The 25,761-nt window shown below is 64.0% G+C and carries 28 protein-coding genes; 25 read left to right on the forward strand and 3 right to left on the reverse strand.

The features are described 5' to 3' along the window. Nucleotides 1-14 precede the first annotated feature (14 nt). From GV829_RS07120 to GV829_RS07170, 11 genes are all read left to right on the forward strand, one after another. Nucleotides 15-1,268 carry a glutamate-5-semialdehyde dehydrogenase gene (locus GV829_RS07120; protein WP_169945310.1) on the forward strand — a complete coding sequence of 418 codons (1,254 nt, stop codon included), beginning with the start codon at nt 15-17 and terminating at the stop codon, nt 1,266-1,268. Between the two features lie 54 nt (nt 1,269-1,322). Further along, entirely contained in the window at nt 1,323-1,631 is a 309-nt protein-coding gene (locus tag GV829_RS07125; RefSeq protein WP_169945312.1) for a CopG family ribbon-helix-helix protein, read from the forward strand. Further along, nucleotides 1,628-1,912, forward strand: coding sequence for a type II toxin-antitoxin system RelE/ParE family toxin (locus tag GV829_RS07130; RefSeq protein WP_169945314.1), 285 nt, complete (start codon nt 1,628-1,630; stop codon nt 1,910-1,912). Before GV829_RS07125 ends, GV829_RS07130 begins: the two co-directional genes overlap by 4 nt. Further along, the gene (locus GV829_RS07135; protein ID WP_169945316.1) at nt 1,909-2,538 is read left to right on the forward strand and encodes a nicotinate-nucleotide adenylyltransferase; all 630 of its coding nucleotides are present in this window, start codon (nt 1,909-1,911) and stop codon (nt 2,536-2,538) included. Before GV829_RS07130 ends, GV829_RS07135 begins: the two co-directional genes overlap by 4 nt. Before the next feature lie 3 nt (nt 2,539-2,541). Continuing rightward, nucleotides 2,542-2,952, forward strand: coding sequence for a ribosome silencing factor (gene rsfS, locus GV829_RS07140; protein ID WP_169945318.1), 411 nt, complete (start codon nt 2,542-2,544; stop codon nt 2,950-2,952). A gap of 23 nt (nt 2,953-2,975) precedes the next feature. Beyond that, entirely contained in the window at nt 2,976-3,401 is a 426-nt protein-coding gene (locus GV829_RS07145; RefSeq protein WP_169945320.1) for a 23S rRNA (pseudouridine(1915)-N(3))-methyltransferase RlmH, read from the forward strand. A gap of 2 nt (nt 3,402-3,403) precedes the next feature. Beyond that, a complete protein-coding gene (locus tag GV829_RS07150; protein ID WP_246202750.1) occupies nt 3,404-4,615 on the forward strand; it encodes a murein hydrolase activator EnvC family protein in 1,212 nt (403 codons plus the stop codon). Between the two features lie 221 nt (nt 4,616-4,836). Beyond that, complete coding sequence (locus GV829_RS07155; RefSeq protein WP_246203109.1) at nt 4,837-6,174, forward strand: S41 family peptidase; 1,338 nt, start codon at nt 4,837-4,839, stop codon at nt 6,172-6,174. 17 nt (nt 6,175-6,191) lie between these two features. Beyond that, complete coding sequence (locus GV829_RS07160) at nt 6,192-6,668, forward strand: disulfide bond formation protein B (protein ID WP_246202751.1); 477 nt, start codon at nt 6,192-6,194, stop codon at nt 6,666-6,668. 5 nt (nt 6,669-6,673) lie between these two features. Beyond that, nucleotides 6,674-7,207 (forward strand): demethoxyubiquinone hydroxylase family protein, encoded by a 534-nt coding sequence (locus GV829_RS07165; RefSeq protein ID WP_246202752.1) that lies wholly within the window; start codon nt 6,674-6,676, stop codon nt 7,205-7,207. A gap of 62 nt (nt 7,208-7,269) precedes the next feature. After that, nucleotides 7,270-7,890, forward strand: a complete 621-nt coding sequence (locus tag GV829_RS07170; RefSeq protein WP_212612110.1) for a hypothetical protein — start codon at nt 7,270-7,272, stop codon at nt 7,888-7,890. A gap of 9 nt (nt 7,891-7,899) precedes the next feature. Here the strand turns inward: GV829_RS07170 and GV829_RS07175 are convergent, their stop codons facing one another. Further along, a complete protein-coding gene (locus GV829_RS07175; protein ID WP_246202753.1) occupies nt 7,900-9,687 on the reverse strand; it encodes a DUF885 domain-containing protein in 1,788 nt (595 codons plus the stop codon). Nucleotides 9,688-10,158: 471 nt separating this feature from the next. Between GV829_RS07175 and GV829_RS07180 the strand changes: the two genes are divergently transcribed. From GV829_RS07180 to GV829_RS07190, 3 genes are read left to right on the forward strand one after another with little or no spacing between them, the layout of a single operon-like run. Then, complete coding sequence (locus GV829_RS07180; protein ID WP_169945326.1) at nt 10,159-10,470, forward strand: hypothetical protein; 312 nt, start codon at nt 10,159-10,161, stop codon at nt 10,468-10,470. Between the two features lie 43 nt (nt 10,471-10,513). Continuing rightward, nucleotides 10,514-11,875: a TldD/PmbA family protein gene (locus GV829_RS07185; RefSeq protein WP_169945328.1), complete on the forward strand. Its 1,362-nt coding sequence runs from the start codon at nt 10,514-10,516 to the stop codon at nt 11,873-11,875. Continuing rightward, on the forward strand, nt 11,868-12,680 hold the full coding sequence (locus tag GV829_RS07190) for a 3'(2'),5'-bisphosphate nucleotidase CysQ (RefSeq protein ID WP_246202755.1): 813 nt from the start codon (nt 11,868-11,870) through the stop codon (nt 12,678-12,680). Before GV829_RS07185 ends, GV829_RS07190 begins: the two co-directional genes overlap by 8 nt. A 62-nt stretch (nt 12,681-12,742) precedes the next feature. On the opposite strand, the gene GV829_RS07195 is transcribed toward GV829_RS07190, so the two are convergent. Further along, complete coding sequence (locus GV829_RS07195; RefSeq protein WP_212612111.1) at nt 12,743-13,258, reverse strand: DUF1697 domain-containing protein; 516 nt, start codon at nt 13,256-13,258, stop codon at nt 12,743-12,745. Between the two features lie 20 nt (nt 13,259-13,278). Next, entirely contained in the window at nt 13,279-13,797 is a 519-nt protein-coding gene (locus GV829_RS07200; RefSeq protein WP_169945330.1) for a GNAT family N-acetyltransferase, read from the reverse strand. A 263-nt stretch (nt 13,798-14,060) separates the two neighbouring features. Between GV829_RS07200 and rpsM the strand changes: the two genes are divergently transcribed. From rpsM to GV829_RS07255, 11 genes are all read left to right on the forward strand, one after another. Beyond that, nucleotides 14,061-14,429, forward strand: a complete 369-nt coding sequence (gene rpsM, locus GV829_RS07205) for a 30S ribosomal protein S13 (protein WP_169945333.1) — start codon at nt 14,061-14,063, stop codon at nt 14,427-14,429. Nucleotides 14,430-14,493: 64 nt separating this feature from the next. Next, complete coding sequence (gene rpsK / locus GV829_RS07210; protein ID WP_169945335.1) at nt 14,494-14,883, forward strand: 30S ribosomal protein S11; 390 nt, start codon at nt 14,494-14,496, stop codon at nt 14,881-14,883. 126 nt (nt 14,884-15,009) lie between these two features. Further along, nucleotides 15,010-16,068, forward strand: coding sequence for a DNA-directed RNA polymerase subunit alpha (locus tag GV829_RS07215; RefSeq protein ID WP_169945338.1), 1,059 nt, complete (start codon nt 15,010-15,012; stop codon nt 16,066-16,068). Between the two features lie 118 nt (nt 16,069-16,186). After that, the gene (rplQ, locus tag GV829_RS07220; RefSeq protein WP_169945339.1) at nt 16,187-16,609 is read left to right on the forward strand and encodes a 50S ribosomal protein L17; all 423 of its coding nucleotides are present in this window, start codon (nt 16,187-16,189) and stop codon (nt 16,607-16,609) included. A gap of 564 nt (nt 16,610-17,173) precedes the next feature. Continuing rightward, nucleotides 17,174-18,130 carry a serine hydrolase domain-containing protein gene (locus tag GV829_RS07225; protein WP_246202757.1) on the forward strand — a complete coding sequence of 319 codons (957 nt, stop codon included), beginning with the start codon at nt 17,174-17,176 and terminating at the stop codon, nt 18,128-18,130. A 60-nt stretch (nt 18,131-18,190) separates the two neighbouring features. After that, a complete protein-coding gene (locus GV829_RS07230) occupies nt 18,191-19,180 on the forward strand; it encodes a zinc ribbon domain-containing protein (protein ID WP_169945342.1) in 990 nt (329 codons plus the stop codon). Between the two features lie 119 nt (nt 19,181-19,299). Continuing rightward, nucleotides 19,300-19,875 (forward strand): GbsR/MarR family transcriptional regulator, encoded by a 576-nt coding sequence (locus GV829_RS07235; RefSeq protein WP_169945344.1) that lies wholly within the window; start codon nt 19,300-19,302, stop codon nt 19,873-19,875. Nucleotides 19,876-19,880: 5 nt separating this feature from the next. Next, on the forward strand, nt 19,881-20,627 hold the full coding sequence (locus GV829_RS07240) for a DUF4166 domain-containing protein (RefSeq protein ID WP_246202759.1): 747 nt from the start codon (nt 19,881-19,883) through the stop codon (nt 20,625-20,627). Next, a complete protein-coding gene (locus GV829_RS07245; RefSeq protein ID WP_169945346.1) occupies nt 20,624-21,745 on the forward strand; it encodes a saccharopine dehydrogenase family protein in 1,122 nt (373 codons plus the stop codon). Before GV829_RS07240 ends, GV829_RS07245 begins: the two co-directional genes overlap by 4 nt. Nucleotides 21,746-21,965: 220 nt before the next feature. Then, on the forward strand, nt 21,966-24,095 hold the full coding sequence (locus tag GV829_RS07250; RefSeq protein WP_169948072.1) for a prolyl oligopeptidase family serine peptidase: 2,130 nt from the start codon (nt 21,966-21,968) through the stop codon (nt 24,093-24,095). Between the two features lie 77 nt (nt 24,096-24,172). Beyond that, on the forward strand, nt 24,173-25,732 hold the full coding sequence (locus tag GV829_RS07255) for a class I adenylate-forming enzyme family protein (protein ID WP_169945349.1): 1,560 nt from the start codon (nt 24,173-24,175) through the stop codon (nt 25,730-25,732). Nucleotides 25,733-25,761: the final 29 nt, after the last annotated feature.

The raw sequence follows: 25,761 nt of genomic DNA on the forward strand, positions 1-25,761 counted from the left end.
ATCGGCGCATCATCATGACGGATACGACCCAGCTGATCGCCGAAATGGGCCATGCCGCTCGCGCCGCCGCCCGGACATTGGCCGCCACGCCAACGCCGGCCAAGGCTGCCGCGCTGAGGGCCGCTGCCGCCGAACTGCGGGCGCGATCGGCGAAGATATTGGCCGCCAATGCCGAGGATATGGCGGCGGGCGCGGCGCGGGGACTGTCCGGCGCGATGCTCGACCGGCTGCGGCTCGACGAGGGGCGGTTGGCGGGCATTGCCGATGCGGTCGAGGCCGTGGCTGGGCTCACCGATCCGGTCGGACAGATGATTGATGAGACACGGCGGCCCAACGGCCTGACGCTGCAACGGGTGCGCGTGCCGCTGGGTGTTGTCGGCATCATCTACGAAAGCCGCCCCAATGTGACGGCGGATGCGGCAGCGCTCGGCCTGATGGCGGGCAATGCCGTGATCCTGCGCGGCGGCAGCGAGGCGGTGCACAGCAACCGCGCGATCCATGCGGCGATGGCCGATGGCATGCTCTCCGCCGGGCTGCCCGCCGATGCGGTGCAACTGGTGCCGACACAGGACCGGGGCGCGGTTGGCGCGATGCTGGGTGCGCAGGGCCTGATTGACATCATCATCCCGCGCGGCGGCAAGAGCCTTGTCGCCCGGGTGCAGGAGGAGGCGCGGGTGCCGGTGCTCGCCCACCTCGACGGGATCAACCACAGCTATGTCGACGGCGCAGCGGACCCGGCCAAGGCCGAGGCGCTGGTGGTCAACGCCAAGATGCGGCGCACGGGCGTGTGCGGCGCGACCGAGACGGTGCTGATCGACCGCGCCTACCCTGAGCCGCTGACCCTCGTCACCGCGCTGCTAAATGCCGGATGCGAAGTGCGTGGTGACACGCATGTACAGCGGCTCGACGCAAGGGTGCTGCCGGCCGATGATGCCGACTGGGACACGGAATATCTCGACGCCATTGTCTCCGCGAAGATTGTTGACGGGGTCGGCGGGGCCATCGACCATATCGCCACCCACGCCAGCCACCACACCGACGCGATCATCACCGAGGATGCGGACGCGGCCGAACGCTTCCTTGCCGAAGTCGATAGCGCCATCGTCATGTGGAACGCCTCCACCCAGTTTGCCGACGGCGGTGAGTTCGGATTGGGCGCGGAAATCGGCATCTCGACCGGGCGGATGCATGCGCGCGGGCCGGTCGCGCTCGAAGGGCTGACGACCTACAAATGGCTGGTGCGCGGGACCGGGCAGGTGCGGGGGTGATCCGCAACAGGGCTGGCAATTGAATCACATGTATACAAATGATACATTGCGTTCATGAGCTCGCCCGCACCCCGCAAACCGTCGAATAAATCGGTGGTCATCACCGCCCGTATCGATCCTGAAACCGCCGCCTTGCTGGACAAGGTGGGGGCGGCGCAGGGGCGGAGCCGGTCTTGGCTGGTGGCGCAGGCGGTCAAGAAGATGGCCGAGGAAGAAGCGGCCTATCTGGCGTTCATCCAGGAGGGGCTCGACGACATTGCTGCTGGGCGGACGGTGCCGCATGAAGAGGTGATGGCGTGGCTGCATGATCGTTATGGCGAGGCGCTTGAGCGGGCAGAACCCATGGGCAGCAAGGCGGCGTGAGGCGGCTGATCTGGTCGGAGGTTGCCCGTAAAGGACTGGCGACCATCCTTGACCCCTTTGTTGACGAACGGCCCGACCTGATCGCCAATGCGATTGTGCAGATTGGCCGGCTCGAAAAACTGTTGATCGATACGCCGGGAATTGGCGCGCCGCTGGATGAGGTGGGCTTGCGCAAATTGCGTGTCGGGCGGACATCCATCCTGCTGATCTATCGCATCGATGGCCCTGTCATCACCGTGGTTCAGGTCCACCACGCCGCCAGTGACTGGAAAGTGCCATGATCACCACGGGGCTTCTCGGCGGCAGTTTCAATCCGGCGCATGGCGGGCACCGCTCAATCAGCCTGCTCGCCATGGCGGCGCTGGGGCTCGACGAGCTTTGGTGGCTGGTATCCCCCGGCAATCCGCTGAAATCCAAGGCGGGAATGGCGCCACTGCCGGCGCGGCTGGCGTCGGCGCAGCGCATGGCGCGGGCGAGCCGGATACGGGCGACGGCGATCGAGCGCGAACTGGGCACGCGCTATACGGTCGATACGCTGAAGGCGCTGGTGCGTTGTTACCCCAACCGGCGGTTCATCTGGCTGATGGGGGCGGACAATCTGGTGCAGTTTCACCAGTGGCGGCAGTGGCGGGAGATCGCCCGGCTGATGCCGATTGCGGTTATCGCGCGTCCGGGCTATGATGGGGGTGCCCGCGCGGCTGTCGCGATGGGTTGGCTGCGGGCCCACGTCCGACCGCCAGGCCAGAAAAGACACTGGACGAAATGGAGCCCACCGGCGCTCGTGTTCCTGCGCTTTCCGCCTGATCCACGTTCTGCCACCCGGCTTCGTCTGGCTGACCCCGACTGGTTTTCAAAGGTGCCGACGCGCAGCCTGCGCGATTCGGTTACCCGCCATCCTGTCCTTTGAGGAATGACTTTGACTTCGACCACCCCGGCTTCGGCCACCGCTTCTGCCACAAGCCCTGAAAGTCAGGCATTGCACGCGCTGGTCATGCACCAGCTTGATGAGGATCAGGCACAAGAGGTCGTGTCGATCCCGCTTGCCGGTATCAGCAGCATTGCCGACCATATGGTGATCGCATCGGGCCGCTCGTCGCGGCATGTCGCGGCGATGGCGGAAAAGATCGTCACCCGCATCAAGCAGGAAGGGCTGGGCTTGCCCCGGCTCGAAGGGCTGCCGACTGCTGACTGGGTGCTGATCGACGCGGGCGATGTGATTGTCCACCTGTTCCGCCCGGAAGTGCGCAGCTTTTACAATCTTGAGCGGATGTGGGGCGGTGAGAGCCTGAACGCTCCGGCCGCGGCGCCCACTCCGCATTGATTTCCGCGCGGCCCTGACCCGCCATGCGCATCCGCCTGTTCGTGCGCGGCCGTATCGGCCAGAGCCCGGAGGCCGAGCTGGTGCAACGCTATCTTAAGCGTGTGCCATGGGACGTGGACGTCACCGAATGGCCCGACAAGGGTGGCCCTGGCTTTCCGCCGGCGGACGGGCATGTGCGGACCATATTGCTCGATGAAAAGGGCAAGGACATGGACAGCACCGCCTTTGCCGCGCGGATCGGCGGCTGGCGGGATGATGGGGTGCGCGAATTGCGCTTTGGTATCGGCGCGGCGGATGGTTTTGATGATGCCGAGCGAGCCTCGGCGGACCTGTTGATCGCCTTTGGCCGGATGACCTGGCCGCACATGATGGCGCGCGCCATGCTCGCCGAACAATTGTGGCGGGCGGCTTCCATTCTTTCCGGCCATCCCTATCACCGTGCAGGATGAGGATGCGCATGCGCCTTGGACTGATGCTGTTGCCGGTGGCGATTGCGGGCGGCCTGCTGGCGGCGCCGGCGCTGACCCGGCCGGCCGATGTTTTGGTCGATCAGGTGACTGCCGAGCGCAACGCTCTGGCAGAGGCGCAGCGGCAGGCGGCCGAGGCGGAAGCGCGGGCGGCCCGCATGAGCGCGCAGGCCGAGCAGGCCAAGAGTGAGGCTGAACGCGAACGGCTGGCGCTCGCCGCCCTGGGTTTGCGCATCCAGTCGGCTGAGGCGGATTTGGCGGCGGTCCGGTCACAGGTGGCGATCCTAGCCACCCTGGAACGGCGGCAGTCGGCGCGTCTGGCCGCCCAGCAAAGGCCGGTGGCGGAACTTGTCGCCTCGTTGCAATTGCTGACCCGCCGTCCCCCGGTCACTGTGTTCGCACAGCCGGGTGCCGCACGCGATCTGGTCCATATGCGTGCCCTGATTGACACGATGCTGCCTGAAATCAGGAGGCGCACCGCCGGACTTCGCAACGAGATTGCCCGGTCACGCCAGCTGAAGGTGGCACGGCAGCGGGCAGCGGAATCGCTGGCATCGGTGCAGGCGCGTCTGGCCGAACGGCGCACGGCGCTGGCCCGCAGCGAGGCGCAGCAGCGGATCAGGGCTACAACATTGGCAAGCAGCGCTGGCCTTGAAAGCGACCGGGCGCTGGCATTGGGCGATGAGGCCCGCGACATCGGCGATTTGCTGGGCCAGCTGGAGGACGCCGGCGATGTGCGCGACCGGCTGGTCCGGCTGCAAGGCCCCGTGCCCCGGCCCGGCACCGTGCGCAATGGTGGGACGACTGGCGGCGCCGTGCCAGCGGTGGCAGGCAACCCGGCCTATCGCTTGCCAGTGCTAGGCACGGTGGCCAGCGGGCTGGGCGAAGTATCAGCGGAGGGCACGCGTTCCCGCGGGCTGACCATAAGGACCGCGCCCGGCGCGCAAGTTGTTGCGCCTGCCGCAGGGCGGATTGCCTATGCCGGTGAATTCCGCAGCTATGGCCGGATTATCATCATCGATCATGGCGGTGGCTGGACCAGCCTGATCACCAACATGATCGCCCTGTCGGGACAGGTCGGGGAACGGGTCGAACAAGGCGCGCCGATTGGTCGTGCGGGGGTCAACCGGCCAACAATCACCGTCGAATTGCGCCGGTCAGGGCAACCGGTAGATATTGCCACTCTGGTATCCTGACCACGCGTTGCCCGATTGCCCACCGCGGGGCAGTCAGCGTTGCTTCATAAAAGCATGGTTAAGCGGCCTTTGCATTGATGGTCGATCCTCCTAATATCTTCGACAGCCGCCGGTTGAACCGGTGCCAGTTCGCCAAGCGAGACAATAGAGCCATGGTTGCAGCACGTCGTTCCACCACCGCCCGGCCAACCCTGTACCGGCTCGCCCGGCCGATTGCCGCCATGGGCCTGCTGATTGCCGTGCCGATGACGACATCGGCGATGGCGACAGTCGAAAGCCAGACCCGCAACGAGCTGGCCCGGTTCATGGGCGTGTTCCAGCAGGTGAAGGCCAATTATGTTGAGCCGGTGAGCGACGATGCGCTGATCGATGGCGCGATTTCTGGCATGTTGACCAGCCTGGACCCGCACTCGGGCTATCTGGATGTACGTGACTTTGCCAATTTGCGCACCCAGACAGATGGTGAATATGGTGGGCTGGGCCTGTCGGTGACGATGGAGGATGGCGCGGTCAAGGTTATCGCGCCAATGGCGGGGACGCCGGGTGACCGTGCGGGTATCAAGGCAGGCGATTACATCACCCATATCGACGGGGTGCTGATCGTGGGGTTCGAACTGGACGAGGCGGTGGAGAAAATGCGCGGCCGACCAGGCACCGACGTGCGCCTGACGGTGGTGCGCCCCGGTCGTGACGAGCCGATGCAACTGAACCTGACGCGCGAGGAAATCCAGGTCCGGCCTGTAACCTGGGAGGTGCGTGACAATGTCGGCGTTCTGACGCTGAGCACCTTTTCCGCGCGTGCCGCCGAGGAATTGCGCAGCGCCATGGTATCGGTCGAACGATCGCTCGGCCGCCGTCCGGCCGGCTGGATTCTCGACTTGCGGTCCAATCCTGGCGGTCTGCTGGATGAAGCGGTCAACGTCTCTGACCTGTTCCTCGAACGCGGGGAAATCGTCTCACAGCGCGGTCGTCGCGCGGGCGATGTCGAACGCTATTCCGCCCATGCCGGTGATGCGGCGGGTGGCTTGCCGGTGATTGTGCTGATTGATGCCGGTTCGGCATCGGCCAGCGAAATTGTCGCCGGTGCCTTGCAGGACCAGCATCGGGCGCTGATCATGGGTGAAACCAGTTTCGGCAAGGGATCGGTGCAGACGGTCGTGCCACTGAGCGATACCACGGCGCTGCGCCTGACTACCGCGCGCTATTACACGCCGTCGGGCCGGTCGGTGCAGGAAGGCGGCATAGTACCCGACATTCGTGTTCCCCAGATTTCGGATCCCGATTATCGCAGCCGTCCGGTGTTCCGGGAGGCGGACCTGCGCCGCCACCTGGTCAATGAAACGGCAATCGACAATCGCGCGGTAGAGGAAGATACCAACCCTGATCCGCGGTTCAGCCAGACCGCCGAACAGGTGCGGGCACAGGGCATCGAGGATTTTCAGCTGCACTATGCGCTGCAGACGGTGACGCGCCTTGCCAATAATCCGCGCTTGGCCGCCGGGATGCGTCGCTCTGCCGGCCCGGCTGGCCGTGGCACACCGGTTCGCACCAATCGCTGAACGGAATGGCTTTGCCGATGACCGCTTCTTCCCTGCGCCCAGCCGCTTTGCTCGCGTTTCTGATCCCGGCCATTGCACTGACAGGGGCATTGACCAGTCAATATGTCTTTGGCCTCTACCCGTGTGAAATGTGCCATTGGCAGCGATGGCCGCACTATGCCGCGCTGGTGCCCGCACTCGCGGCGATTTTGCTGCCGCTGCAGCCGGGCGCGAAGCGCGGACTGATCCTGATCGCTGCCCTGCTGATTGCGGCCAGTGGCGCCATTGGTGCCTATCACGCTGGTGTCGAATATGGATTCTGGCCGGGTTTTTCGACCTGCACCGCAGGCGTCGGCACCAGCCTGGAGGCGATCTGGAACGCGCCGGTCATTCGCTGCGATGTTCCCGCCTTTACCCTGTTCGGCATCTCGATGGCGGGCTATAACGCCATCGCGTCGCTGGGTGGCGCCGCTTTGGTGGCGGTGCTGCTCAAGCGGGCAAGCAGCCAAGGATGACTCCAATGCAAGCGCACCGTCCCCCTTCCGAACGTGCCCGTGCCGCCATGGTGCGGGTTGATCAGGCCGGGGAATTTGGCGCAACCCGTATCTATGCCGGGCAACTGGCGATATTGGGTGATCGGGGACCGGGGGCGCGGTCCATTGCCCATATGGCGGCGCAGGAAGAACGGCATCTGCAATGGTTCAACGAGGCGATGGCCCGCCGTGGCGTCCGCCCGACTGCCTTGCAGCCGGTTTGGAATGTCGCGGGTTTTGCTTTGGGCGCGGTGACCGCAGCGATCAGCCCTGAAGCGGCGATGGCCTGTACCGTCGCGGTCGAGACCGAAATTGACCGCCATTATGCACAGCAGTTGGAGGAACTGGGGGATTGTGACCCCGAACTGGCCGACGCGATCAGGGATTTCCAAGCCGAGGAACTGGAGCACAAGCAGCATGCTCTGGATGCGGGTGCAGAACGGGCGCCGGCCTATCCGCTGATGTCGGCGTTGATCCGCGCGGGATGCCGGGTTGCCATCGGCCTGTCGCAGCGTATTTGACTTTTTTCGATCGGCGGGCACCGTTCAGGCTCCCGCAATGTGGCCAAGGACAGAGGATGACCATGACCAAGCTTTTGTTCCTCGCCACCGCTGCGGGAATGTCGATCCTGTCGGCACCTGCCCTTGCCCAGAACAGCAGTGCCGGGCCCGCTGCCGGAGGCGGTGAGCGTGTCAATCAGGTGATTGTCTATGGCGATGACCCGTGCCCGCAGGCAGAGGGGGATGAGATCGTCGTCTGTGGCCGGATGGCCGAGGATGAACGCTATCGCATCCCCGAACCATTGCGCGGCAATCCCAATGATCCCCGCCGCGAAAGCTGGACTGCACGGGTCCAGTCGGTTGAGCGCATCGGTCGTACCGGCACCGACAGCTGCACGCCAGTCGGCCTCGGCGGCTTTACCGGCTGCGTTGACCAGATGGTGAACAATGCCATGGCGGAACGCCGACAGGCCGCCGGGATGGACTGGACCAACGCGGTGGCCGAGGAGCGTCGCCGCCGGATGGAAGGCTTTGACGCCGAAGCCAATGAGGTCGAGGCGCAGATTGCCCGCGACGAAGCGGCGCGCATAGCCCGTGAACAGGCCGCCGCCGAGGCAGCGGAACGCGCCGAGGAAGAGGCCGCTGGCGTTGACAATTCGCCACTGCCGATGCCGCAAAGCGCTCCCCGCCCGCCACAGGGATGAGGCCAGCGATCAGCCGGCCGGTGCTGCCTGCTGGCTGGCGATCCAGTCGTTGATCTGGGTTTCAAGCACGTCAAGCGGCACTGCACCCTGTCCCAGCAGGACATCATGGAAGGCGCGCTGGTCAAAGCGGGGACCGAGCTCCTGTTCAGCGCGGTCGCGCAAAGCACGGATGCGCAATTCGCCGACCTTGTAGCCCAGCGCCTGTCCCGGCCAGCTGATGTAGCGGTTCACCTCTGCATCAATGTTGGCGTTGGTCAGCGCGCTGTTGTCGCGCATGAAGGCGACCGCCTGTTCCTTGGTCCAACCGCGCGCATGAATGCCGGTGTCGACGACCAGGCGGCATGCGCGCCACATTTCATAGGACAGGCGGCCCATGTTGGTTTCCGGCGTGTCGTAGAGGCCCTGTTCAATCCCCAGCCGTTCGGCATAGAGCGCCCAGCCTTCGACAAAGGCGGTAAAACCGGTGAAATTGCGCCGCCACATCGGCAGGTCGAGTTCCTGCTGCAATGAAATCTGATGGTGGTGACCGGGTACCGCCTCGTGCATCGAAAGGGCGGGGATTTCCCAGAAGGGCCGTTGATCCAGTTTGGACGTGTTCACATAATAGGTGCCGGCAATGCCCGCCGCGGGTGACCCTTGCGAATAATAGGCCGTGGTCGTGCCCTCTGCCGTTTCCGCCGGGATCTGGCGCAATGTGTAGGGCAGTCTTGGCAAACGGCCGAACAGGCGGGGCATGAAACCGTCAATGCGGCGGGTGACGAGCGCGACGCGCATCATCAGTTCCTCCGGCGTGCGGGCAAACCAGCGCGGGTTGGTCCGCATGTCGGCGATCATCGCCTCTCGGCTGGCAAAACCGGCCTGGGCGGCAACCTGTTCCATCTCGCTGCGGATACGAGCCACTTCGGACAGACCCAACTGATGGATTTCATCCGCCGACATGTCGGTCGTGGTTTCCGCGCGGATCCGGAAAGCGTAATAGGCGCTGCCCCCAGGTTGGCTGGAAATGCTGGCCGAAGCTGTGCAGCGGGGCAGATAGTCATTGACGAAATAGTCGCGGTGATCGCGCAGTGCGGGGTTGATGCCGTCACTGATGATGGCGCGGGCTTCGGTTTGCAAGGCCGCCCAATCGGCCTCACTGATCGCTGCCGGCCGGTTCCCGGCAAAGGGCTGATAATAGCGCGACTGCACCGGGTCCGGGGCTATCAGCCCGCTGATCGACCGTTCGGTTGAGCCGAGCACGACGCAGGGGAGGACATGGCCTGCCGCCACTGCCTGTCGCGTGATCCGCAGCGCCTCCCGGTTGATCGCCGGATATTGGCGTAGCCGCGCGAGATAGCTGCGATAATCGGCAAGGGTGGCAAAAGGCATCGAATCGGAGAGGCTGGCAAAGCTTTGATGCCAGCCGGCATAGGTGGTGAACAGCATCATGCGTTGGCCGTGGCGATTGCCCTCGACCACTTCCGACAGCATCCGCCGCATGATCGCCTGATTGACCCGGTTCACCGGGGAAAGGCCTGGCGTGGCAATGGCATTAAGGCGGTCCAGCAGGGCCTGTGCCTCGGCCGCCCGCCGATCCGCGCCGGCAAGGCTGATGTCGGTCACCCGGTCATCGAACCTGCGATCACCCAGCACCGTTGCATATTCCGGATTTTCCCGGAGCAGCCAGTTTTCATAATCCTGCTGCAGCGCGGTGTAATCTTCGTCTGGCGCCGCAAATGCCGGTGCCGCGCCGAACAGCATCAGCGGGGCAATTGTGAAACTCAGCCGGCGGCTGAGCGACAAGGATGAACGGGCCATGTTTCTCTCTTTGCAAAATGCTCTGGCACAGGATGGTTCGGCCCGGGGGCCAGGATGACAGGTTAGCAGAGACAGGCTGGTCGGCAAGCATGGCGCGCTGATGGCCAGACCCGGCCCGAGCACCGGTTCGAGTGGTTGATTCGTGCCATTTTGCCAAGCCGCGACTCGGCGGTGAGATTAGCCTTGTTATTGGCAAGTAACGACCTGCGAAGAGGCTTTTGCAAAACAAATTGCCGTGGCGGCGTGAGTCAATTTTGTTACATCCAAGGCATTTGCGCTGAAACGTGCAATTTTAGAGGCGAAATGTGTACGGCGTTAAGGGAGTCAAATTGACCGCTGCGCCGCAACATGGATTCCTGTTGCAAAGGTCAGAACCGGTGAGGGGTCGCCACCATGGCAAGCGTTTTTCCGCATTCGCGGACACATATCGGCATGGAGCCGTTAGTCGGGGCGGATCGCCTGGCCAGACACATGTCGTGGCACGCTTCGGGCGCCCTTCTGACCTTTGCCGGACTGCAGATCTGGGGTGTGTTGCTGCTCATTGATGGCGCACTTGGTCGATTGTTGCCCTTTGCCGCGCTCGCTGTCCTGCTGCTGGTGGCAGTGCCTTTTTCGCGACGGATTGAGAAGCGCTGGCATCATTTTGCCAATACTGCGCTGCCCTGTTCCGGCCTGTTGCTCCGGTTCCGCAAGGATCGGTCGCGGCTCTGGCGGCTGGCGGTGCTTGTCCCGGTTCTGTGGCTGGGTGCCTTTGCCATGGTAACCCGCACCCTGATGGTCTGAGCTTCGCTTTGACCTTGGGCGGGGCTGGTCCTATCTGCCGGGCATGAACGCTCCAGATTCTGATCCCCGCGATACACTTCCCCATCTGATCGACCGTGCCGCCGATGCAGTCGCGCGTGCCCGCTCCGCTGGCGCCGATGCCGCCGAGGCGGTGGTCCGTTCGGTCCGGTCCAGCGGCGTTTCTGTCCGGCTCGGCGCGTTGGAGGATGTGGAGCGGTCGGAAGACAGCGACCTTTCGTTGCGCCTTTATGTGGGTCAAAAATCAGCAAGTGTTTCCACAGCCGATGTGAGCCCGGCTGCGCTTGATGCGCTGGTGGAGCGGGCGGTCGCCATGGCGCGGGCAGCACCGGACAATCCCTGGGCGGGCTTGGCACCCGACGAATTGTTGCTTCGCGACGATCCGCCGGATCTTGATCTGTTTGATCCGGCCGGTGAGCCTTCACCCGAGGGGATGCGGGCACTTGCACAGGAAGCGGAAGACGCCGCCCGATCCGTCCCCGGCGTCACCAATAGCGAGGGCGGTTCTGCCAGTGCCAATGTCGCGGTGCATGTGCTGGCCACCAGCCAGGGCTTTGCCCGCGGCTATGCTGCGACAGGATACAGCCTGTCAGCCAGCGTGCTGGCAGGCGACGGTGACATGATGCAGCGCGACTATGACTGGCATAGTGCCCGGCATTTCGCCGATTGCGAAGCGGCGGACATGATTGGCCGGCGTGCCGGTGAACGGGCGGTGGCCAGGATCAATCCCGGCAGCCTGCCAAGTGGCCGTATGCCAGTGCTGTTCGATCCCCGGGTGGCGGGCTCGTTGATCGGCCATCTGATCAGCGGCATGTCCGGCCCGGCCATCGCCCGGGGCAAGAGCTTCCTTATCGGTCGTGAGGGGGCGCAACTGTTCCCTGCCGGTATCATCGTGGAGGATGACCCGCTGCGTCCGCGTGGCTTGCGGTCCCACGCCTTTGACAGCGAAGGGCTGCCGACACGGTCGAGTCGGATGGTCGATGCCGGTGTGATCGCGCCCTGGCTGTGCGATACGGCATCTGCCCGCCAGCTGGGTCGACAGCCGACCGGCCATGCCGCCGGCCATGGTGGGGTGACAACCGGTAATCTCAGCCTGCTGCCCGGACCGCGCAGTCGCGCCGAGCTGATGGCGGACATCAAGGATGGCGTTCTCGTTACCGAATTGATCGGTCAGGGTGTCGACCTGATGACTGGCGATTACAGCCGGGGCGCGTCCGGCTGGCGGATCATCAATGGCGAGATTGCCACACCGGTGGCGGGATTCACAATCGCCGGCAATCTGATCGACATGTTCGCGGATCTGAGCGCGGCCAACGATGTCGACCGGCGTCATGCCACGCATGTGCCCACGTTGAGGACGGATAGTCTGACGGTGGCTGGTGACTGATAGGGGCGTTCCCGATCCCGCCATTCCGACAGAGGCGATCATTTCCGCCGCCCGCGAAGTGGGGGATGCGGCGCTCGGTCAATGGCGCCATCTGAGGGGTGGCGGCGATCTGGACCAGTGGAGCAAGGCTGATCAGAGCCTGGTGTGCGAGGTCGATATAGAAACCGACCGCCGGTTGAAGGCGATGCTCGGTGCCATTGATCCGGAGGCCGGCTGGCTCTCCGAAGAGACCGCCGACCGTTCCGACCGGCTGGCGCGGGACCGCATCTGGTGCGTCGACCCCATTGATGGCACGCGGGATTTCCTGCGCGGGCGTGAAGGATGGGCTGTATCGATTGCGCTGATCGACCGGGGTGCGCCGGTATTCGGTGTGCTGTATGCCCCGGCTCGCGACGAGCTTTGGATGGCGCAATCTGGCCGGGGGGCGAGCCGCAACGGCGCGCCGGTACAGGCGGGGGACCGGGCCATCCTGACGGGTGCGCGCGTGCCGGCCGCACAATTGCCCAAGGTCGATATGGACCTGACCATGGTGCACCAGCCAAACAGTATCGCGCTGCGCATGGCGATGGTCGCGGCGGACGAGGCTGATCTCGTGGCAACGCTGCGTTGGGGATTCGAGTGGGACATTGCCGCCGCAGCGCTGATTGTCCACGAAGCCGGGGCGCGGGTGACTGATGCATTCGGCCAGCATCTCCGCTTCAATACCCCGCGTGCCCAGGCCTTTGGTGTCATCGCCAGCACGCCGGGCATCCATGGTGCGGTCGTCGACCGGTTGAGCGAGCGGGCGCGTTCCTTGGCCGGTTAGCGTGTAACAGGCCTCCGTGAATGGTCATCATCTGGATGGCCGGCGACCATAACCAGCTTCCGTCAGATGGCGCCAGCCATGCCGGCCAGTTTGGCGATCGTGTTCATGTTCCTCGCAGTGCCTTCGGTCTCGGCGGGAATGCGCAAGCGGGAACGCGCCATTCCATCGGGGTAGGCAACAAAAATCTCCCGCTGTCCGAGACTGACCCTTTCTGTTCCGAGCCCGGTCACGCCGGCCAGCGGATCGGCAGGCAGCGGCCTGTCGACAAACAGCGCCACCACCTGGTTGGGCGGCATTTCCTGAAAGGGATTGCGCTTGACCACGGCTGCCATGTCAGCCGCCTCGCGCACCAGCACCCTAATCTCGTGCCCGGCATGCACATGGAGCCGTGCGGCCAAATCGAGCCGCACCTGGTCTTCGGTGCCGCCACTGCGAAACACCACATTGCCGCTGGCGATGTAGGTGCGGACATTGGTGAACCCCGCCGCCTCGCACAGGCTCTTGAGATCCGCCATGGCCAGCTTGCCTGTCCCGCCGACATTGACCGCGCGCAGCAGTGCGACATAGCTTGTCATCATTCATCCCCTGCTGAACCGCATCACCGTGACGTCGGATCTGGCGGTGACCCGTAAAAGGCAGGATGATAGACGACTTCCCCCCGCGGCGTTTCCCCTTGCCAGGTCAGATGCTGGAAATTGGGGTTGGCCTCTCCGGCATAGGTCAGGCCGGGGTCATGGGCAAAGCCGAACCGGCCATAATAGGACGGATAGCCTAGCAGGACGCAGCCATCAGCGCCCAGCGCCTGTAGTCGGGACAACCCCTCACGGATCAGCGCGCTGCCGATGCCAAGCGATTGCAGGGGCGGTTTGACCGATACGGGCCCAAGGTCAAACCAATTGCCGGGCTGGCCATCAATCCTGACCCTGGAAAAGGCGATGTGTCCGACAATTTCGTCGCCGCGTACCGCAACAAGCGACAGGAACAGCGCACCGTCCGCCCGCAGCGCGTTGATCAAGTCCTGCTCGTCCCCGGCGCTATAGGGCATGGTGGCAAAGGCATCGCGCGTCAGCGTATAAATGGCATCGACATCGCCGGGCTGCTCGTCTCTGATCCGCATTGTATGTCCCCATCCTCTTCGGGCGATGTACAGCATAACTGATTCCACTCAACCACAGCCCATCCGGGTTCCCCCTGCTTGACCGCAAACGCGCTTTGCCCTAACAGCAGCGCATCTCGGAACCACGGACCGGTCGACAGCAGGCTGAAAGCCACGCTGACGGCCCGTTTTTGCGTTACGGGCAGGGGCATTGTCGCCCCGAATCACTCGCTTTGAGATGGGATGGTTGCCAGCCGTCCCGTGGAGCAAGGAGAAGTTACCACATGGCACGTATCGCGGGCGTCAACCTGCCCACCAACAAGCGCGTTATCATCGCACTGCAATATATCCACGGTATCGGTCCCAAGTTCGCTGCTGACATCGTCGGCAAGGTCGGCATTGAATCGCACCGCCGCATTCAGGACCTGAGCGACGCCGAAGTGCTGCAGATCCGTGAGACCATCGACGCCACCTATACGGTGGAAGGCGATCTTCGTCGCGAAACCGCGATGAACATCAAGCGCCTGATGGATCTGGGCTGCTATCGCGGCCTGCGTCACCGCAAGGGCCTGCCGGTCCGCGGTCAGCGCACCCACACCAACGCCCGTACCCGCAAGGGCAAGGCCAAGCCGATCGCCGGCAAGAAGAAGTAAGCGTTAGCGCGCCTTCCGGCGCAGCACGCTTGCCCTTTCAACATTTCAGGCAGGGATATCCATCATGGCCCGCGAACCCCAGCGCATCCGTAGGCGCGAACGCAAGAACATCTCGTCGGGCGTTGCTCACGTCAACGCCACCTTCAACAACACCCTCGTCACCATCACCGACGCTCAGGGCAATGCCATCAGCTGGTCGTCGGCCGGCATGATGGGCTTCAAGGGATCGCGCAAGTCGACCCCTTATGCTGCCCAGGTCGCCGCCGAAGACGCCGGCCGCAAGGCTGCCGAACATGGCGTGCGCACCCTTGAAGTCGAAGTGAAGGGCCCGGGTGCCGGTCGTGAATCGGCGCTCCGCGCGCTGCAGGCTGCCGGTTTCCAGATCACCTCGATCCGTGACGTTACGCCGATCCCGCACAATGGTGTGCGTCCGGCCAAGCGTCGTCGCGTCTGACGTTTTCACGGCTCCGCGCGCGGCTGGCGGGCCGCGCGGTAACGGAGCCGGCGTGACCGGGGTGGGGCGATGCTCCTCCCGCGAAACGCCCGCTTCCGTCGATATTCGAACCCATAGGGGAATGCGATGACTGTCAACAGCAAGAACTGGCAGGAACTCAAGAAGCCGACCGGCCTCGAAGTGAAGCCCGGTTCGGACGCGCGCCGCAAGGCCACGTTCGTTGCCGAGCCGCTTGAGCGTGGTTTTGGCCTCACCCTCGGCAACGCGCTGCGTCGCGTTTTGCTCTCCTCGCTGCAGGGTGCAGCGATCACCTCGATCAAGATCGAGAACGTCCTCCACGAATTCTCCAGCCTCGCTGGCGTTCGGGAAGACGTGACTGATATCGTCCTCAACGTGAAGCAGATCGCGCTTAAGATGGAAGGTGAAGGCCCGAAGCGGCTTCAGCTTTCGGCTACCGGCCCGGCCACTGTCACGGCAGGTGACATTTCGGTCACCGGCGACATTTCGGTGATGAACCCGGAACTGGTCATCTGCCATCTCGACGATGGCGCGACGCTCAACATGGAACTGACTGCCGATACCGGCAAGGGTTATGTCCCGGCGTCGAACAACCGTCCGGCCGACGCGCCGATCGGCCTGATCCCGGTCGACTCGCTCTATTCGCCGGTCCGCCAGGTTGCCTACAAGGTCGACAATGCGCGTATCGGTCAGGAACTGGACTATGACAAGCTGTCGCTGACGGTGGAAACCGACGCGACCGTCAGCCCTGAAGATGCCGTCGCCTATGCCGCGCGTATCCTGCAGGACCAGCTGGCCGTGTTCGTCCACTTCACCGACGCTGCTGTCGAAAGCCCGCGCATCGGCCTTGCTGCGGCTCCGGCTTCTTCGGACGAAACCGATACCAACCAGCTCAACCGCTTCCTGCTCAAGAAGGTGGACGAACTGGAACTGTCGGTCCGTTCGGCCAACTGCCTCAAGAACGACAACATCATCTATATCGGCGATCTGGTGCAAAAGACCGAAGCCGAGATGCTGCGCACGCCGAACTTCGGCCGCAAGTCGCTCAACGAGATCAAGGAAGTTCTCTCCTCGATGGGTCTGCGCCTCGGCATGGACATCCCCGGCTGGCCGCCGGAGAACATTGAGGAAATGGCCAAGAAGCTCGAGCAGGAAATGCTGGGTTGATGAATCAGCGTTGCCCCGGATCCGATCCGGGGTAACGGCTCAGGGAAAGGGGCGGGCCCTTTAATCCGCCTGGACCGGGGTACCTTGCACGGCCCCCGTACGAACGAAGGATAGAATCATGCGTCATAAAGTAGGCGGCCGGAAGCTGCAGCGTACCTCGGCCCATCGCATTGCGATGTTCCGCAACATGTCGGCCTCGCTCATCAAGCATGAGCAGATCACCACAACCGTTGCCAAGGCCAAGGAACTGCGTCCCTATGTCGAGAAGCTGGTGACCCTTGCCAAGCGCGGTGGCCTCGCCAACCGTCGTCTTGCCATGGCCCGTCTGGGTGACGAGACGCAGCTCAAGAAGCTGTTTGACGTGCTGGCAGACCGTTATGCCGGTCGCAACGGCGGTTACACCCGCATCGTAAAGGCCGGTTTCCGCGCGTCGGACGCCGCTGCCATGGCGATCATCGAATTTGTCGACCGCGACGAAAGCGCCAAGGGTCAGGATTCGGGCCCGGTGCAGACCGAAGAGGATTTCGCTGACGCGGCCTGAGCCGGACAGCGTTTCGACCGAAACAGCAAGGGGTCGGACAGCAATGTCCGGCCCCTTTTGCTTGACGGTTTCTGATCACCGCGCCAGCAATGGCCCATGATCCCGATTGTCCTTCGCCTCGCGCCTATCACCCTTTTGGTCATGCCCCTGTCAGCAATGGCGCAACAGGCACCATCCGCGCCTAATGCATTACCCACGCCTACACCCCAACAGGAGAGTCTCGCCGCAGGCTATGTGGCCCTCACGACGTGTAGCGCCGTCTTCACCGCCCGGCGAATGGGAGCCGAAAGAACACTGGAGAGCATTCGCGAAAACGAGCTTCGGGGCGTTTACCCGGACATCGACAGAATCGTTCAAACACAATCCACCTTCGACGATGGAGTGTCCTTTTCGGCTGGATGGGACCGGAACATGCCAGCTCGCCGTGCCGTACTGGATCTTAGAACCGATGGCTGCACGCTGGAACCTGTCGGTTCTGGTGTTGCGAGCCGTGACCATGTTCACCACGCCCCAGGTAGGACTGAGGTTGTTTTTCGTCCGGTTCGCCTCCATGCCCCTTGGCCGTTGGGTGACCGCGATGCGCTTGCCCGACCCGCGCGCGGAGCCGAGACAGATCGGCTCGACGGCGCGATACGGGCTGCCTTTGATGGCGGCTTTGGCCAGTCAACGAACACCACCGCAGTGGTGATTGTGCAAAACGGGCGGATAATCAGGGAACAGTATAAAGACGGGTTCGGTATACATGTTCCCCAACGCACATGGTCCGTGGCGAAGAGTATCGCCGCGACCATAGTAGGCTCAGCGGCCCATCGAGGCGAGGCAGATGTTGCCGCGCCCGCTGCGATCGCAAATTGGCAGCGGGACAATGACCCTCGCCGCGCCATCACGCTTGACCAGTTGTTACGCATGGCCTCCGGCCTGACCAGCGATACCGCTGGCAACCGTACCGATGCCATTTATTTCGGCGGTACAACGGTCGATGAACAGGCGCCCGGATGGCCCCTGATCGCACCGCCGGGTTCGACCTTCCGCTATGCGAACAATGACACGTTGCTGGCCGTGCTGGCGATCAGCCCGACCTTTGCCCAACACCCGCCGCGGGTATTTTTTGAGAGCATCAACATGCATGCCACAGTCGCCGAGACGGATTGGCGCGGCAATTATGTGCTGTCGTCGCAGGTGTGGAGCACCGCGCGTGATCTGGCGCGCTTTGGCATGCTCTATCTGAATGATGGCGTGTGGAACGGCCAGCGCATCCTGCCCGAAGGGTGGCGGACCTATGTGACGACGCCGAGCGGGCCACAGCCGCCGGGTGAGTTCGGCTATGGCGCATCCTTCTGGCTGCTCAACCGCAGCGAGGGCGTGCCGCCGGACACGTTCGCTGCCTTTGGCAATCGCGGCCAATATGTGGTGATCGTGCCGAGCCGAAACATCGTCATCGTCCGGCGTGGCGAGGACCCTGCCGGCGCTCGGTTCGACATCGCCGCCTTCACCCGCGAGCTGTTGGCAGCCCTTGAATGAGGCAGTTGAAGCCCGTCCCAAGCCGGTGCTATCGCTCCGCCAAACATATAAGGGTCGGTGATGACGGAATTTTGCACCCAATGCGGCGCGGCTCGAATTGCGGGCAATCGTTTTTGTGCGCACTGTGGCAAGGCGTTCGCCACAGCGGCCACGCCTAGCCCCGCTGCGGCTTCGCCAGCGACTCCTGCCTCGCCCTATGTCCCGCCGCCCATCCCGTTCCAGGCTCAGCCTGTTCATCAGCCATCCCCGGTCAATCGAAACCAGTTGTTGATCGGTGGCGTGGCGCTGGCCGCGCTCTTGGTGGCCGGCATTGCCTGGTGGGCCTTTTCGGATCTGCAAGTCAATGGCATCCAGCCCAAGGCCAAGGCAGCGGTGGACAAGGGTGCGGTCGCAACAGCGCCGGTGGCTAGCGCCGAGGCGCCCTATGCCGATGATTTCCTCTCGCCCGCTGACGAGCCGATGGTGACGCGCGGGCCGGTTGCCCTGTTGCCTCTCCCCGGCCAGAGTGCCGGTGCGCCGCTGCGTTCCATGCCGGAAAATGCCGCGCTGACCGGTCGCTGGGTACGCGGCACTGACGGTACATCCCGCTGGTTCCGCGTCAATGGCGGTGGCTATTTGCCAGCGGCTGCTGTGGTGGCTGCGCCGGCGACAGCCCCTGTGGTCCGTCCGTTTGACATGAACGCAGCCTTTGGTGCGCCGCTACGCAGCTATTTTGAAGTGGCGGAACGCGAGCACCGCCGGGCGCTGGAAATCGCGCAGAAAAAGGGTGGCGATGAGACCGCTGCCAGCGGTTTTGCCACCGTGCCCTCTCGATCGCTTGTTGGCGTTACCGTGACCGGTGTCGGCGCGCACTGGGAAGCGTCCACCGTCATGTTCCGCGAAAATGTCGGCACGGTCGCCGCCGCGCTGCGCCGTGCCGGCTGGCAGGTCGCCCGCGACGGGACGATTAATGTTGGCCCTGATGTCGCAGAAAGCTGTTCGATCAGTTCCGCGTCGCAGTGGCCCGAATTCGCCACCTATGGCGCCACCGTTCTGAGTTGCGGCGTCTAGCGTCGCTGGGAACCGCGCGAACCATCCTGACTCCGTTCAAGTCCGCCGCTGTCGCCACCCTCGATGCTGGTGGGCGATGGTGACTTGACTTTGCGCCGTCCATGACAGATATTTCTGTTATGACAGAAATAACGGAACAAGAAGATCGAGTCGCGCCGATGCCGCCAGCGGTGGCGGAGTTTGTCCTCCAGTGGGGCGAACTCGGCAAGCAATGGGGCGTCAGCCGGTCGGTCGCGCAAATTCATGCGCTGCTGTATCTGGCCGACGCGCCGATGACGGCGGAGGCCATTGCCGCGCAACTGGCCATGGCGCGTTCCAATGTTTCGACATCCTTGAGGGAATTGCTCGACTGGAAGCTGATCCGCCGGGTGCCGGTGCTGGGCGACCGACGCGAGCATTTCGCGGCGGAGCAGGATATCTGGGCGATGGTCACCTGCATCGCTGCCGGCCGCAAGGCGCGGGAGATTGATCCAGCCGAGGCGGCGTTGAAGCAATGCACCGCGATGGCCGGAGACGATCCGGCGATCAGCGCGGGTGCGCGGGAGCGGCTCGACACGATGCTCGACTTCGTCACGACGATGAGCCGCTGGCACGATCAGATGCTGGGCGTGCCAAAGCCGGCGCTGATGGCGCTGATCAGGATGGGCGATGGTGTGACCCGCCTGCTGGGGCTGGCGGGGCGCAAAAAGGAGTAGGGACCATGGGCTGGGGCAGCGAAAGGGCTGTGGTGCTGGGCGAAGCGGGCGCGATGGTGGATGCCGAGGGCGTGCCGATCCATCCCCGCCCTGATCGTCATCCGTGTTTCGCCCGTTTCCCCGAGGCCCCCGGCCCACGCGACATCCGCTTTCGCATCCTTGTCGGCAGCGCCGGCTGGAGCCGATTGCCCGAGGCGGTGCGGCTGCGCTTTTCCAAACGGACGCGTGGCGGGCAGGTGGCGCTTTATCGCGGGAAGGTCATCGAAACGCGGCTGTCCCGCGCCGGCTGGTGGCTGGCGCAATTGCTCCGCCCGCTTGGTACCCCGCTGCCATTGCGACAGGAGTCCGGCGTCCCCGCAATGGTCTGCGTCAGCGAGGATGAACGCAGCGGTGGTCAGATCTGGTCCCGCCTCTATGGCAGCCATGACCGCCTGCCGCAGGTGATCCACAGCGTCAAAAGCTTTGCCGGACCTACGGGGCTTGAGGAACGGATCGGATGGGGCATCGCCATGGCGCTGACGGTCGAGGCGCGCGCCGATGGCCTTGTTTTCAGCAGCGATCATTATGCCTGGTACGGATTTGGCCGCCGCTGGCGCTTGCCGGCATGGGCGACGCCGGGGCAGACGGTGGTGACGCACCGCGACATGGGACAGGACAGCGAGGGCAGGGGCTGCTTTGCCTTTGACCTCGAGGTGCGCCATCCGCTCCTCGGCGAATTGCTCCACCAGCATGCGGTGTTTGCCGACCAGTGACGCCGCTCACCGTCCTCATCATTGGTGCGACAGGTGTGTTTGGCAGCCGGCTGGTCGAGCGGGCGGCGCGCGAGCCCGGTATCCGCTTGATCCTCGCCGGGCGGACGCGGTCCAGCCTTGAGGAACTGGCGCGGCGGGTTGCCCCCGGTGCGGCGATCCGCCCGCTCGACCGTGATGCCCTGACCGCCGCTGACCTTGCCGGCGCGGACGTCGTGGTCGATGCCGCCGGTCCCTTTCAAGCCTCGCACGACCGGGTGATCCGTGCCGCCATCGCCGCGCGCATCCCCTATGTCGACCTCGCCGACGGGCGGGACTTTGTTGCTGCCATCGGCGTGCATGATGCGGCGGCGCGCGCGGCGGGCATATCGGTGATCAGTGGGGCCAGCTCGGTCCCCGCCCTCTCGCATGCGGTAATCGACACGCTGACGGCGGGGTGGCAGGGGATCGAGGCGATCCGCGTCGGCATTTTCCCCGGCAATCGCGCGCCGCGTGGGCTGGCCGTGGTGCAGGCGATCCTCAGCTGGGCAGGCAAGCCGATGCGCGGCTGGCGCGATGGCCGTTGGCAGGCGCTGCCCGGCTGGGGGGAAACGCAGCGCTGGACCATGCCCGACGGCACGCGGCGCTGGGCGAGCCTGTGCGACACGCCCGATCAGGACCTGCTCGTCAGCCATTATGCGCCGCGCCGGACGGCTGACTTTTTCGCGGGGCTTGAACTCGCCGTGCTGCACCTCGGCCTCAGCGCGGCGAGCCTGCCCGTGCGCTGGCGCCTGATTGCCAGCCTGCGCCCGCTGGCCCGTCCGCTGCGCTGGTTTGCCGACTGGTTCGTGCCGCTGGGCAGCGACCGGGGGTATATGGACGTGCATGTCAGAGGAGAAGATGCGACGGGCACGTCCGTCACTGCGCGATGGACGTTGCGGGCAGAGGGCAATCGCGGGCCGTTTGTGCCGACGCTCGCGACGCTGGCCCTGCTGCGCCGTCACCGCGACGGCCAAGCGCCTGCACCGGGGGCACGCGCCTGCATCAACGAACTGGCGCTGAGCGATTTCACCGGGGATTTTGCCGAGCTGGGCATCGAAACGGCGGTTTCTGACCTTGCTTCACGCCAAACTGCTCCCTAGTTTCCCCGGCAACCAATGACTGTTTTCCCCGGAGATGATGATGCCTCGTTCGCGCCGCGCGCCTTTTCGCGCCCTGATGCTGCTTGCCGGTTCGGCGCTTGCGTTTGTGCCTTCGCTGACATTGGCTGAAGAGGTGAGTGGCACGCCGGCCAGCACCGCGCCGGACGTTCCGGTGGTGACCGGAGCGGTTGGCGACCCGACGGCCGCGGCAACGGCGACGATGACCGCGATCAACTATCCGCTGACTCGGCGGGAGGATTTGGTCGAGGAACAATTTGGTGTGCCGGTCGCTGATCCCTATCGCTGGCTGGAGGGCGATGTGCGGACCACGCCAGAAGTGGCGCAATGGGTCGAAGCACAGAATGCGACGACCGACGCCTATCTGGCAACGCTGCCTGGCCGTAGCGCTTTTGCCAGCCGCATGGCCCAGCTCTATCGCTATGACCGGCTCGGCCTGCCGGAAAAGCGGGGCGACCGCTATTTCTTCACCCGCAACAACGGGCAGCAAAACCAGTCGGTACTGATGGTGCGCGATGGCCGGGATGGCGTGGGCCGGGTGCTGATCGATCCGAACAGCTGGGCGGCGGATGGCGCCACGGCGCTTGCCGAATGGGAACCCAGCCCGGATGGGTCGCGCCTTATCTATACGGTGCAGGATGGCGGCACTGACTGGCGCATTGTCCGCGTGCTGGATGTCGCGACCGGCGAACAGCTGGGTGACGAACTGCGCTGGGTGAAGTTTTCAGGCCTTGCTTGGGCGCGCGACGGATCGGGATTTTATTATTCGCGCTTCCCCGCACCCGAAGGCGGCATTTTCCAGACGACCAACACCAACCAGGCGCTTTATTTCCACCGCATCGGCACGCCGCAGTCCGAAGACCGACTGGTCTATTCCACGCCTGATCACCCCAATTATGGCCACAGCGGTGAAGTGACTGATGATGGCCGCTATCTGGTTATCACCACGGCGGAGGGAACTGACGAACGCTATGAGATAACGCTGTTCGACCTCGCCCATCCTGACCGGCCGCCGGTCAAGCTGGTCAGCGGTCTGGAAAATGACTGGAGCTTGGTCGGCAATGACGGCAGCCGGCTGTTTTTCCGTACCAACAAGGATGCACCGCGCGGCCGCATCGTCGCGCTCGACGCCCAGGCGCGGATCGCACCGGTGGAAATTGTTGCCCAGCGGGATGCGACGCTGCAAAATGGTCGTCGCGTCGGCAATCGCATCATCCTGTCTTATCTGGGCGATGCCAGTTCACAGGCGGAGATGGTCGATCTGCAAGGTCGTCCGGTAGCGCGGCTGACGCTGGAGGCGATTGGCACCGCTTCGGGCTTTGGCGGAACCGCCAATGACAGCGAGACATTCTACGCCTTCACCAGCTTTGCGACACCAACGACCATCTATCGGCTCGATACCTCCACCGGCCGGACCGAGGTGTTTGCCCGTCCTGAGGTCAGCTTCAACCCGGCGGATTACAGCATTGAACAGCGCTTCTACACCTCGCGCGACGGCACCCGCGTACCGATGTTCGTGGTGATGAAGCGCGGGATCGACCGGACTGGCGGGTCACCCACCATCCTCTATGGCTATGGCGGCTTCAACAATGCTGTGACGCCCAATTTCTCCGCCACCCGCATGGCCTGGCTCGATGCGGGTGGTGTCTATGCCGTCGCCAATCTGCGCGGCGGCAGTGAATATGGTTCGGCCTGGCATGATGCGGGACGCCTGCTCAACAAGCAGAATGTGTTCGATGATTTTATCGCTGCGGGCGAATATCTGATCAGCGAAGGCATCACGGGTCGCGGGGAGCTGGCGATTGAGGGCCGTTCCAACGGCGGCCTGCTGGTCGGCGCGGTGGTCAACCAGCGGCCTGACCTGTTCGCCGCCGCGCTGCCGGGTGTCGGCGTGATGGACATGCTGCGCTTCGATCGCTTCACGGCTGGCCGCTATTGGGTGGATGATTATGGCTATCCCAACCGGGAGCCTGATTTCCGCAATCTCTATGGCTATTCGCCTTACCACAATGTGCGCAGTGGATTGGATTATCCGGCGATCCTTGTCACCACCGCCGACACCGATGATCGCGTCGTCCCCGGCCACAGCTTCAAATATACCGCGATGCTCCAAGCCAGCGACATTGGCGACCGTCCGCATCTGATCCGCATTGAAACCCGCGCCGGGCATGGGTCGGGCAAGCCGGTTGACAAGATTGTCGCCGAATTTGCTGACATGTACGCCTTTGTTGCCCATTGGACAGGGCTGGATACCGCTGGCCTGTCCGCATCTGCGCTCGCTGCCGCAGCCGCGAATCCGGCCGGGGAGACTGTCGCTCCGCCCAACCAGTGATTCCCACCTGTCATGTCTGATGCTTGAAATCGCGGCACAGAGCCGCGATGACGGCGCCACATGAGAGGGAGAATGTCATGACTGCCGCCGCCGCATCACCAGAGCGTCACCTCGAACAGCCGTTCGGGGACTATACGGCGATCATGGCCGAATGGGCGGCGATCAAGCCTGACGAGCCCGCATTGTCCGATGATCATGGCACGATCAGCTGGGCCGAGATGATGGACCGTGTCGATCGCATGGCGGCGGCGATGCAGCGCGATGGTCTGCAACGTGGACAAGCGGTGGCGATTCTTGGCACCACCGGCATTCCCTATGCGTTGGCCTATCTGGGGGCAATCCGCGCCGGAGGCTGTGCCGCGCCGCTGACCACCAGTGCGACGCCGACGCAACTCGCCGCGATGATGGCGGACTCCGGCGCGATGCACCTGTTCATTGACGCTGCCAAGGCGGATGATCTGGCTGATCAGCCGCTGCCCGCCATGACCCGCATCATGCTCGACGGCGCGCGCGACGGCGCGCCCGGCCTTGACGAGTGGATGGCGCCCGCAGGGTCGAAGCCTGCGCATCGCGCACCCGAAGAGCGCGACCCCTTCAACATCATCTATTCGAGCGGAACGACCGGCACGCCCAAGGGCATTGTCCACAGCCATATCATGCGCTGGCGACAGGCGGCGGGCGGGTTCAAATCCATCTATGGCCCGGAATCGCGCTCGCTGCTCTCCACCCCGCTCTATTCCAACACGACGCTGGCGGTGTTCCTGCCGACGATGGTGTGGGGCGGCCATGCCCGGCTGATGGGCAAATTTGACGCCAAGCGCTGGCTCGAACTCGCCTCGGCCAATCGCATCACCCACACCATGCTGGTGCCGGTGCAATATCAGCGCCTGCTGCGGCATGATGGTTTCGACAAACATGACTTGTCGTCGATGGAACAGAAATTCTGCACCAGCGCGCCTTTCTCGGCGGAGCTGAAGGGCGAAGCGGTGCGGCGCTTCCCCGGGACGCTCAACGAGATATACGGTATGACCGAGGGCGGCGTCGTCTGCATGCTGATGGCGCACAAATTCCCCGACAAGCTGCACACCGTCGGCCAGCCGTTGCCTGGGCATGAGCTGATCGTGTTGGGCGATGATGACCAGCCGGTGGCGCCGGGGGAAAAGGGCGTGCTGTGCGGCCGCTCGCCAACAATGATGCTTGGCTACAAGAACCAGCCGGAAAAAACGCGCGAGATGGAATGGCGTGATGCCGAGGGCAATTTGTGGCTCAAGACCGGCGACATCGGCATTGTCGATGCCGACGGCTTTGTCGAAATTGTCGGTCGCGCCAAAGACATGATCATCTCGGGCGGGTTCAACATCTATCCGGTCGACCTCGAAGCGGTGCTGCTGGAGGAGCCGGAGGTGGCTGAGGCCGCCGTGGTCGGGGTGCCGTCGGAGCAATGGGGTGAGACACCGGTCGGCTTCATCGTCACGGCGGCGGGACAAGAGGTGGATGCCAATGTAATCCTCGCCCGCGTCAACGCCCGCCTCGGCAAGACGCAGCGCCTGTCCGCGCTCCACCTTATCGACGAAATGCCGCGCAGCCACATCGGCAAATTGCTCAAGACCGAACTCAGGGAGCGATTGGGCTTTTAGGGCCGTCCCTTCCGGCCGACCGAAGAGCG

Source organism: Sphingomonas lacunae (assembly GCF_012979535.1).
Classification (GTDB): domain Bacteria; phylum Pseudomonadota; class Alphaproteobacteria; order Sphingomonadales; family Sphingomonadaceae; genus Sphingopyxis; species Sphingopyxis lacunae.